Source organism: Kaistella sp. (genome assembly GCF_032060305.1).
Lineage (GTDB): Bacteria > Bacteroidota > Bacteroidia > Flavobacteriales > Weeksellaceae > Kaistella > Kaistella yananensis.
This window is the reverse complement of record NZ_DAMBHK010000080.1, coordinates 1-9,120: the sequence shown is the minus strand read 5'-3', so window position 1 is coordinate 9,120 and position 9,120 is coordinate 1. Positions and strand designations below refer to the sequence as shown.

The following is a 9,120-nucleotide window of genomic DNA, read 5'->3' as shown; positions in this document are numbered from 1 at the left end:
AGATAGTTGATGAAATAGGTTAAAACCGGTGCCAGCAAAGTTACGGCAATGATTGCGTATTTTTTGGTAATCTGATATTTGGTTAAAATCCCGAAGGCAAAAAGTCCCAGAAGCGGTCCGTAAGTATAACCGGCAACTTCCATGATGAGATATACGATTGATTTATCATCAATAGCTTTGAAAATCATGATTAAAGCGAAGAAAATGGCGGTGAAGATTAAATGAATCTTCATCCGCTGTCTTTTTTTCTGCTTTTCAGTTTTGGTTGTGTCTTCATTGATGTTTAATAAATCTACACAGTATGAGCTTGTAACGGCAGTTAATGCGCCATCTGCAGAAGGAAAAAGTGCGGAAATTAAACCAATGATGAAAATTACCGAGATAAACAGCGGGAAATAGCCCTGAAGCGAAAGTGCAGGAAAAAGATCGTCGCCCATGATATTATGTACAGTGCCTGTTGCAGCATCTTTAAAACCAAAAACATTGGTAATGTTTTCTTTCCCGTTTACGATATCAACGATTTTTGCGTATTCAGCACCATTTTCCATGGCGAACAGGTACAGAAGACCACCCAGAAACAGGAATGCGAGGTTTACCAACAGGAGTGTTCCCGCAAATGTAAGCATGTTCTTTTTTGAATTTTTAAGATTGTCTACAGAAATATTTTTCTGCATCATCTCCTGATCCAGACCAGTCATGGCGATCGTGATAAACATACCACCGAGAATTGTTTTCAGGAAAAATGTTTTCGAGTTTACATCGAAATTAACGAAATGCGTATAGTCTTTAGCCGCCAGCACATTGTATGCTTCGCCTGCGGATAAATTAAGATTGGAGAGAATAAAGATAATACAAACCACCAAACTCAGGATCATAAATGAAGTCTGAAGTGTATCGGTAATTACAATTGTTTTTACCCCACCTTCGAATGTATAGAGTAAAACCATGATAAGAATTACAGCAGAAGTTACCCAAAACGGTACGCCTAAAGCCGAGAGAAGAAATATCTGCAATACATTCACCACTAAGTATAATCTTGCTGTTGCACCAATAGAACGTGAAATAATAAAGAACAGAGAACCGATTTTGTGAGCCTCTACATTAAACCTCCGGCCCAAATAGGTATAAATGGAAGTGAGATTCATCCGGTAATAAAGAGGCAGAAGAACAAATGCCACGATAAAGTAGCCGATAAAAAAACCGATGACCAGCATATAGTATTCGAATCCACCGAAGGGATAATCTCCTGCTGTTATTTTGCCGACAGTTCCCGGAACCGAAATAAACGTAACGCCACTTAAACTGGTGCCAATCATCCCAAACGCTACAAGCCACCATTTGCTTTTTTTGTTTCCGATAAAGAATGACTGGTTGTCGGCATTTCTGCTGGTGATGTAGGAGATCACCAATAAACCGATAAAATACGCGAAAACAAATAAGAGCAAAATCGTTCCTGGGTTCATTTTTTTAAGAATTTAATGAGCAAATATAGTTTTTTTACGGTATTTCTCCAGAAGCCTGTCCTGCGTTTCTTATCGGTGATAGATTTCTCTGGTTTTACTTTCCTTTAGCATTACTTGGTTGGTCAGTCACCAGTAACAAAAAACCCCTCAGTTTTAGCTGATGGGGTTTGGAAAGTAAGTACTTAATTCTTTATGCCAGAACATCTTGCAGTTCTGCATTTCTTGCAATCGTAGCTTTAGCGTACGAGCAAAGTGGGATCACTTTTTTCCCATTTTCTCTTGCGTATTCTACGCCTGCAATTACCAGCTGTTTTGCATATCCTTTCCCATTAAAGGCCTCATCAACACCGGTGTGATCAATGATGAATTTATCTGTACCTGCCCAAGTGTAGGTCATTTCTCCGACTTTTACGCCGTCTTCATAAATTTCGAATACGCCGTTTTTTTCGTTGTTGTGATGTTGTATTTCTGCCATGTTTTTATTTTTATAGTATTGTATAAAAGAAAAAAGTGAAAGGTTGAGTTTCACTTTTTTCTGGATTTAAGATTGAGTTGGTGCCCACTGATCATAAGGCGACATATCGAAAGCAAAAACCTCCATCATATCCAGTCCAAGGGCTTTTGCTACTCCTTCTCCATATTCAGGATCTGCTTTGTAGCAATTTCTGATATGGCGGATTTGGATGAATTTCTCGGCTCCACCTACATTTGCGGCAGTGTTTTTAAATAAAACATCGGCTTTTCCATCGGCTTTGATGATTCTGAACAAATCCCCTGGTTGGGTGAAGTAATCTTCATCATCATCCCGGAAATTGTGAGCATAAGCATCACCAGAAAGTTCCAATGGTGGTTCTTTAGCGCTTGGTTGTTCCTGCCATTCGCCGTAACTGTTTGGTTCATAATGTTTTGTTGCGCCGTAATTTCCGTCCACGCGCATTTGTCCGTCTCTGTGGAAAGCATGATAAGGACATCTTGGCTTGTTTACAGGAATCTGAAAATGGTTTACGCCCAATCGGTATCGCTGCGCGTCGCCGTACGAAAATAATCTTCCCTGGAGCATTTTGTCCGGTGAAAAACCAATTCCGGGAACAATATTGGTGGGGTTGAAAGCCGCCTGTTCAACATCCTGAAAATAATTTTCTGGGTTTTTATTAAGTTCAAATTCACCAACTTCAATGAGTGGGAAATCCTTTTTAGACCAAACTTTGGTTAAATCAAACGGGTGGAACCGGTAAGTTTTTGCCTGTTCTTCTGTCATGATCTGTATAAACATTTTCCATTTAGGGAAATTGCCTTTTTCAATATTTTCGAACAAATCTTTCTGTGAAGATTCACGATCCATTCCGATGATTTCAGCAGCTTCTTCATCTGATAAATTTTCAATTCCCTGCTGTGTTCTGAAATGGAATTTCACCCAATGACGTACATTGGCATGATTGATAAAGCTGTAAGTATGGCTTCCGAAGCCATGCATGTGGCGGTAACCGTTTGGGATTCCCCGGTCGCTCATCACGATGGTTACCTGATGCAGAGATTCCGGCAGTAAAGTCCAGAAATCCCAGTTGTTGTTGGCGCTCCGCATATTGGTTTTTGGATCGCGTTTTACGGCATGATTCAGATCAGGAAATTTCATCGGATCACGGAAAAAGAATACCGGAGTATTGTTTCCCACCAAATCCCAAATTCCCTCGTCGGTATAAAATTTTAAGGCAAAACCACGAATGTCTCTTTCTGCATCGGCAGCACCGCGTTCTCCGGCCACGGTAGAAAACCGTGCAAACATTTCTGTTTTTTTGCCAATTTCATTAAAAATATGGGCTTTTGTATATTGCGAAATATCGTGGGTTACGGTAAATGTTCCAAATGCGCCGGAACCTTTGGCGTGCATCCTTCTTTCCGGGATAACTTCTCTGTCGAAGTTGGCCATTTTTTCCAGAAACCAGAAGTCCTGCATCAGCAGTGGTCCTCTGGCTCCCGCGGTCTGTACATTTTGGTTGTCTGGCACAGGCGCTCCGGTCTGTCTTGTCAGTTTTTTCTTTTCTTCCATGATTATAATATTTTGTCAGATAAAGTTACAAATTAAAATAGCTTCATAAAATTCATTCTATCTAATTGTATGATATTTTTGGGTGAAAAGATAAACTGACAGGCAAGTTAAATGAAGATAGCGTTTGTTATTTCGAAAGTTTTCCGTTCAAAATCGCTTTTGGAAGTGGTACATATTCTTCTTCATCACCCGGAACGAGTGGAAATGCTTCGTGGTTTTGCTCATGCCAGTTGATTTTGGCTTTCTCGATGATTTCTTTATCAGAATTCACGAAATTCCAGAAAATATAGCGTTCCTCTTCGAAAGGTTCGCCACCAAAAAGATAGATGGTCGAATTTTCACTGATTTCAAATTCGCATAAAGTGGCATTTTTAGCAACCAGCAATTGTTTTCCGCCGAAAGTATTTCCTTCGATGGTTGCATTTCCTGCCAAAACATACATCGCCACTTCGCCGAATAAATCCTTTCCGATGCTTACCAGCTGAGATTTTTTACTCTTAATTTCAAGAAAAAACAGTTTGGAATGTACCGGAAACGGGGATCTTCTTCCGAAAAGTTCGCCCGCAATCAGTTTGTACTGCAAATCTCCTTCATTCCAAACCGGGATATCGGCGGCTTCCGTGTGATGAAAAGTGGGCTCGCTTTGTTCCAACTTTTTCGGTAAACCTACCCAAATTTGAAAACCGTGAAGATTTTTTTCGGAACTTCTAAGGTATTCCGGAGTTCTTTCGGAGTGCACGACTCCTTTTCCGGCGGTCATCCAGTTCACCGCACCTGGTTTTATTTCGATATCACTTCCCAAACTATCTTTGTGCTGAATGGATCCTTCAAAAAGATAAGTAAGTGTAGAAAGTCCAATGTGCGGATGAGGCGGAACGTCTAAATTCTGATATTCCTTCAACGCTGCAGGGCCCATGTGATCGATGAAAACGAAAGGTCCAACAGCGCGTTTTTCTCTGAAAGGAAGCAGCCTTCCGACTAAAAAGTTCCCAATGTCCGCAGCTTTTTCTTCAATGATGAGTCCGATGTTTGACATGATTAAATTGGGTTTTAATGTTATAGAATAAACAAGTTCGGCAATATTTTATTGTAATCCTAATCTTCTTCTGACCTCCGGAATTACCTGCGTTGCAAACAATTCGATGGATTTCATCGTTGTTTCATGTGGGACAAATCCCATGCTTGCCTGCGCAAAAAATCGGGTGAAGCCGAAAAGTTCATATTCATAAATAATTTTTTCAACTACTTGTTCTACACTTCCTACCATCAGTGATCCTTCCGGACTTCTCATGAACTCAAATTGTTCGCGGGACATCGGTTGCCAACCGCGGCTTCTCCCTACACGATCCATCATTTGGGCGTAATAGGGAAAAAATTCGTCGGCAGTTTTTTCGCCATCTTCTCCTACAAACATATGGTTATTGATTCCCACCTGTAAATCTTCTGGTTTTACTCCATTTTCTAAAGCGGATTTTTTATAAAGATTAATAAATGGCGCAAACTGACTTGGCATTCCACCGATAATTGCAAGCATTAGTGGAAGTTGAAGTTTTGCAGCTCGCACTGCCGAAGCCGGAGTTCCGCCTGCTGCAAGCCAAATGGGAAGTTCTCCGTTTAATGCTCTTGGATAAACACCTAAATCATGAATCGGCGCACGAAGAGTTCCCTGCCAAGAAACTTTTTCTTCTTTATTAATTTTAAGCAAAAGATCGAGTTTCTCATCAAAAAGCTCGTTGTAATCATTCAAATCAAAACCAAATAATGGGAAAGATTCTATGAAAGAACCCCGTCCGGCCATGATTTCTGCTCTCCCGCCGGAAATTGCATCCACCGTCGCAAATTGCTGATAAACGCGAACCGGATCTTCTGAACTTAAAACTGTTACCGCACTCGATAATTTAATGTTTTTGGTGATTGCAGCAGCAGCCGCCAAAACGGTGGTTGGTGACGATACTGCGTAATCTGGGCGGTGATGTTCCCCAATTCCGAAAACATCAACGCCCAGTTCATCGGCTAGTTTTATTTCTTCTAAAAGATTTTGTATTCTGTGATGCGCATTAAGTCCTTTCCCTGGAGTCGTTTCCGGAGCCATATCGGCAAAGGTCATCAAGCCAAATTCGATCTTTTTCATATTTACCGTTAAAATTAATAAGCCGCTGTGAAAATTTGATGTTTGAATTTTTTGTTTTCAAGTTCATCAACAACCGCAACTGCCAAATCCTGAACAGAATGTCTGGAGCGTCCTTCCTCATCAAAAATAGGTGAATCGGTTGCCAATCGGTATTTTCCGGTTTTGGTTTTGTCTTCGCTGAACATGCTCATTTCAATGGCGGGGCTGAAAAATTCCCAATCAAGATTTTCGTTTTTGGAAAGGTTTTCAACAAAATAATTCTTCACCGCACTTGCGGCGGGATAAATTTCTTTCGGGAAATTCGGTCCGTCAACCAGGTGATTTCCATCAATTTTTAATGTTCCTGCACCTCCGATAACGATTAATCTTTTCACTCCTGAATTTTCAACTGCATTTTGAATGGAAGCTGCACCTTTTTGATATTCATCGTGAATGTTGGGATTGGTCCATCCCGGGTTGTAAGCGCTTATTACCGCATCGCTGCCTTTCACTGCTTCAGCCAGCTCAGCTTCACTAAAAACATCAACGTTTTTTTTCTCCAGATTTTCATTTTCGATAGTGATTTTATCTGTATTTCTTGCGATTGCAGTTACGTGATAGTTTCTTTCCAAAAGTTCATTAAGAATGGCATTTCCTACAAAACCTGTAGCGCCGATCAGTGATATTTTCATTTTTTTATAATTTAAAATTTATTATTTTTTTTTTCATTAATTAAAGGTAGAGGAAAAATAACAACTCAAATAGTTTGCGGTTATTTTTAACAAAACTTTAATCTTCCAGATAGCCAAACTTGCCTGTATTGAAATCATCAAAAGCTTGAATGATTTCTTCGCGGGAATTCATTACAAATGGACCATGAGGGAAGATAGGTTCGTTCAACGGTTCGCCGCTAATGATTAAAACGATAGCGTTTTCCGATGCCTCGATGGTGAAATCTTCGCCTTCATTTTCGAACAAAACGAAGTGATCAGTGGGAACTTTTTCTTTACCATTAACCAAAATATTTCCTTCAATCACCAAAGCTGCGGTATTGAAATGGGGAGGAAAACTAAAATTTGCTTTTCCATGTTCTTTCAATTTCGCATTCATCAAATTTACGGGACTGAAAGTGGAAGCCGGACCTTTTTGGCTGTTGTATTCTCCCGCAATTACTTCAATAAAACCATTTTCTCCTAAATCCACCAACTTAATCTCAGAATTTTTAATGGCTTGATATTTTGGAGTGCTCATTTTATCTTTCGCAGGCAAATTCACCCAGAGTTGCACCATCTGGAAAATCCCACCTTCTTTTGCCCATTCTGTTTCGTGAAATTCTTTGTGAAGAACTCCGGAAGCAGCGGTCATCCATTGCACATCACCTTCACCGATGATTCCTCCGCCACCTGCACTGTCACCATGTTCAACACGGCCCTTGTAAGCGATGGTTACCGTTTCGAAACCGCGGTGTGGATGTACACCAACTCCGCGCGGCGTGTCTGTGCCGGAGAAATGAAATTTCGAATTATAATCCAACATAAGAAAAGGATCCATTCTTTTCATGTCCAAATGATATCCGCTGGGAATAAAATTATGTACCCTGAAACCATCACCAACAAAATGTGGAGGTTTTGGAGCTGCGATTAATTCTATATTTTTTGTTGCCATTGTGTTATTTTTTGATGATACAAAAGTACTTCATCACAAAGGCAAAAGCATTGATGTAAGATAAGAACGAATCCCGTTGTAAATCAGTTGTTTTTTTCCTGAAAAACTATTGATTATTCCGATTTCATGTTTTCTCCATCTTTTACATGAAGGCGTCGGAAAACAAAACCTGAGAGAATAGTGAGAATTCCTACCACAAAAAAGGTGTAACGAAAGGCAAGGTGCGGATTTTCCAACTTTGCTTCGAAGGATTTTAAAATAATCAGCCCAAATGCGATTCCGAAACCAATGGCCAATTGCTGGTTTACGGCAAGCAATGAGTTTCCACTGCTCGTATGATCGTTTCGCAAATCGGCGATAGAAATCGTATTCATCGAAGTGAACTGAATGGAATTGAAAAATCCGAGCACTGCAATAATGGGAATAAACCAGAAAATGGAAGTATGAATTCCTGGAATTCCGAGGCAACAAATGAGTGCACCGATGATAAAGGTATTGGTCATCAGTGTTTTTCGGTAGCCGAATTTATTTAAAATAGAAATCACGAAAGATTTCCCAAACATCGCAGTTAAAGCCATCGGGGCTACAATCCAGCCCGAAATTACCGCACTTTCCTGGTAAGCAATTTGAATCACTAAAGGTAACAGCAAAGGAATTGAGCTGATTCCCAATCGTGTAGCTAGATTTCCTACAATGCCTACTCGAAAGGTTCTTACCTGAAAAAGATTTAAAGGAAAAATCGGATTTTTGGTTTTGCCAGCGTGTTTGTAATAGTAATAAATCATCAAAAATCCCAAGATGAAAATCAGCAAAACGGGAGTGGTGTGCGTAGTATTCCCAAATAATTCCAGGGAAACTGAAAGCAGCAAAGACGCTGAGGCGAAGATGATAAACCCTTTCAAATCAAATTCCGATGACTCAGACTGATAATTGGGCATGTACCTGAGTCCTAAAATTATTCCCAGCAAGCCAATAGGAATATTGATGAGAAAAATCCAGTGCCAAGAAAGATAATCCACCATGTATCCGCCAACCAGTGGCCCTAAGACCGGACCGATTAATGCAGGGATAATTGCGAAATTCATCGCTTTTAGCAATTCGTTTTTCGGAAAAGTTTTGATCAGTGCCAATTTGCCCACTGGTGTCATTAAGCTTCCACCAATACCCTGTATCACTCGGGAAGTTACCAAATGCATCAGGTTTTGAGAGATGGCACAAAATAATGATCCTACACTGAAAATAATCAGAGCGAAAATGAAAACTTTCTTGGTTCCGAATTTATCCGCCAAAAAACCGCTTACCGGCATGAATAAAGCCAAAGTTAATACATAACTGATAATTGCATTTTGCATATTCAGCGGCGATTCGTTTAAATCTTTTGCGATGGATGGCAACGATGTGTTCAGAATAGTAGAATCGAGCATCTGCATGAAAATTGCCGTCGCCAGAATAATGGGGAGAAATTTTTTAACAGATGGGTTTGGTGTATTGATGGATTCAGACATTAAACAAAAATAAAAAAAATCCCGTGACAACTCGCGGGATTTAGAATGTTAAACGACGTCTTCTTTTTCTTTTCGGATACGTGTAATTCTTGTCACTTCGCTCCATTTCTCTTTTAATTCATTTTCAATATCATAATCGTCTTGAAGTCCAAGCCAAAATTTCGGGGAATTTCCAAAGTAAGCACTTAGTCTCACTGCGGTATCAGCGGAAATTCTTCTATTTCCTTTAATGATTTCCGAAATTCTGGTTTGGGGAATTTCCAAATCTTTCGAAAGTCTATATTGCGAAATTTCGAGTGGAATCAAAAATTCCTCTAATAATATTTCTCC

At 39.9% G+C, this 9,120-nt stretch carries 9 protein-coding genes; all 9 read right to left on the bottom strand.

The genetic code is table 11. From position 1 onward, the window contains the following. The coding region (locus V5N63_RS10160) for a sodium:solute symporter (protein ID WP_332033849.1) at nt 1–1,463 on the bottom strand (1,463 nt) is incomplete at its 3' end. A 190-nt stretch (nt 1,464–1,653) separates the two neighbouring features. Then, nucleotides 1,654–1,962: a GNAT family N-acetyltransferase gene (locus V5N63_RS10155; protein ID WP_332033850.1), complete on the bottom strand. Its 309-nt coding sequence runs from the start codon at nt 1,960–1,962 to the stop codon at nt 1,654–1,656. A gap of 42 nt (nt 1,963–2,004) precedes the next feature. Further along, nucleotides 2,005–3,510, bottom strand: coding sequence for a catalase (locus V5N63_RS10150; protein ID WP_332033848.1), 1,506 nt, complete (start codon nt 3,508–3,510; stop codon nt 2,005–2,007). A gap of 127 nt (nt 3,511–3,637) precedes the next feature. Then, on the bottom strand, nt 3,638–4,546 hold the full coding sequence (locus V5N63_RS10145) for a pirin family protein (RefSeq protein WP_332033847.1): 909 nt from the start codon (nt 4,544–4,546) through the stop codon (nt 3,638–3,640). Between the two features lie 48 nt (nt 4,547–4,594). Continuing rightward, on the bottom strand, nt 4,595–5,641 hold the full coding sequence (locus tag V5N63_RS10140) for an LLM class flavin-dependent oxidoreductase (RefSeq protein ID WP_332033846.1): 1,047 nt from the start codon (nt 5,639–5,641) through the stop codon (nt 4,595–4,597). Between the two features lie 14 nt (nt 5,642–5,655). Next, a complete protein-coding gene (locus V5N63_RS10135) occupies nt 5,656–6,312 on the bottom strand; it encodes an NAD(P)-dependent oxidoreductase (protein WP_332033845.1) in 657 nt (218 codons plus the stop codon). Nucleotides 6,313–6,409: 97 nt separating this feature from the next. Continuing rightward, nucleotides 6,410–7,285, bottom strand: a complete 876-nt coding sequence (locus tag V5N63_RS10130) for a pirin family protein (RefSeq protein WP_332033844.1) — start codon at nt 7,283–7,285, stop codon at nt 6,410–6,412. A gap of 113 nt (nt 7,286–7,398) precedes the next feature. Beyond that, nucleotides 7,399–8,790, bottom strand: coding sequence for an MFS transporter (locus V5N63_RS10125; protein ID WP_332033843.1), 1,392 nt, complete (start codon nt 8,788–8,790; stop codon nt 7,399–7,401). A gap of 48 nt (nt 8,791–8,838) precedes the next feature. Continuing rightward, on the bottom strand, nt 8,839–9,120 hold a 282-nt coding region (locus tag V5N63_RS10120; RefSeq protein WP_332033842.1), incomplete at its 5' end, for a HigA family addiction module antitoxin.